We start from the raw sequence: 1,339 nt of genomic DNA, 5'->3' as shown, positions 1-1,339 counted from the left end.
CCGCTGACTGTGAGGATGTGTAATGGCTTCTCCGGCAGGTCTGACCCACCCGCTGACCGACACCGACAGGTTGTCCTTTACGGGATTCGTCGGCTTGTCCGGGGAAGCCACCGCACGCGACCGGACGGGCGACCGTGACCTCATAGGAGCTTGGTCGAAAAGCCCCGCCACAGTCTTGTCCGCCCGCCCGGCCGGCGCGTGCCACCCCTCCGGGATCAGCGACAGGACGGCAGGTACCAGCATGACCGATCGACCCCTGATTGTCACAGCGGGCGTGGACACCCACGGCCACACCCACCACGTCGCCGTCATCGACCCGCTCGGCCGCCACCTGGCCGACCGCGAGTTCGAAGCCACCGGGCAGGGCTACCTGGACCTGGCGGCCTGGCTGCTCTCCCACGGCACCGTGGACGCGGTCGGGGTGGAGGGCACCGGCGCCTACGGCGCCGAGCTCGCCCGCCACCTGGCCCGCCAGGGCCTGACAGTGGTGGAGGTCGACCGGCCCGACCGCAAGACACGGCGGATGAAGGGCAAGTCCGACCCCATCGATGCCTACGCCGCCGCCCAAGCGGTGGCCTCGGGCCGGGCCACCGGCGTCCCCAAGACCCGTGACGGCGTCGTGGAGGCGATCCGGTCCCTGCGGGTGGTGCGCCGCTCGGCGGTCAAGTCCCGCACCCAGGCCATCAACCAGGCCCGCCAGTTGGTGGTCACCGCCCCCGAACAGGTCCGGGCCCCGCTGCGCGCCCTGGCGGTGGCGGAGCTGGCCGCCAGGTGTGCCCGGTTGCGGCCCGCCGACGACCTGGCCGACCCCGCGGTCGCGGTCAAGTTCGCGCTGCGCCGTCTGGGCAGGCGGATCCTGGCCCTGGGCGAGGAGATCGCCGAGCTGGACGTCGAGCTCAAGGCCCTGACCCGGCGGGCGGCCCCGGAGCTGCTGGGGCTGAAGGGGGTGGGCTCTGACGTGGCCGGTCAGTTGCTGGCCACGGTCGGGGACAACCCCGACCGGTTGGTCTCGGAGGCGGCGTTCGCGCATCTGTGCGGGGTCGCGCCGATCCCGGCCTCCTCAGGGCGCAGGGACCGGCACCGGCTCAACCGGGGCGGTGACCGGGCCGCCAACCACGCGTTGCACACCATCGTTTTGTGCCGGATGCGCTGGGACGAGCGCACCCGCGCCTACGTGGAGCGGCGCACCGGCCAGGGCTTGGCCAAGAAGGACATCATGCGTTGCTTGAAGCGGTACGTGGCTCGGGAGGTCTTCCGGGTTCTGGCCTCGAAGAACATTCCCGCGCAACAGTGTCAGGACGACTTCGCTGAAGCCGCTTGACATCCATAGGAGCATCCC

At 71.2% G+C, this 1,339-nt stretch carries 1 protein-coding gene; it reads left to right on the top strand.

Going from position 1 to position 1,339, the window contains the following annotated elements:
• Positions 1 to 241 precede the first annotated feature (241 nt).
• Complete coding sequence (locus RM479_RS27430; RefSeq protein WP_274812746.1) at positions 242 to 1,321, top strand: IS110 family RNA-guided transposase; 1,080 nt, start codon at positions 242 to 244, stop codon at positions 1,319 to 1,321.
• The last annotated feature ends 18 nt before the right edge of the window (positions 1,322 to 1,339 follow it).

It is taken from the genome of Nocardiopsis lambiniae (assembly GCF_031845465.1).
In the GTDB taxonomy this organism is placed as follows: domain Bacteria; phylum Actinomycetota; class Actinomycetes; order Streptosporangiales; family Streptosporangiaceae; genus Nocardiopsis; species Nocardiopsis lambiniae.
Note: the sequence above shows the minus strand (reverse complement) of the source record. Positions and strands in the feature narration are given on the sequence as shown.

Bases quoted from the DNA above. Each gene is read 5' to 3' on its own strand.
- RM479_RS27430 (WP_274812746.1), top strand. From the start codon at position 242: ATGACCGATCGACCCCTGATTGTCACAGCGGGCGTGGACACCCACGGC.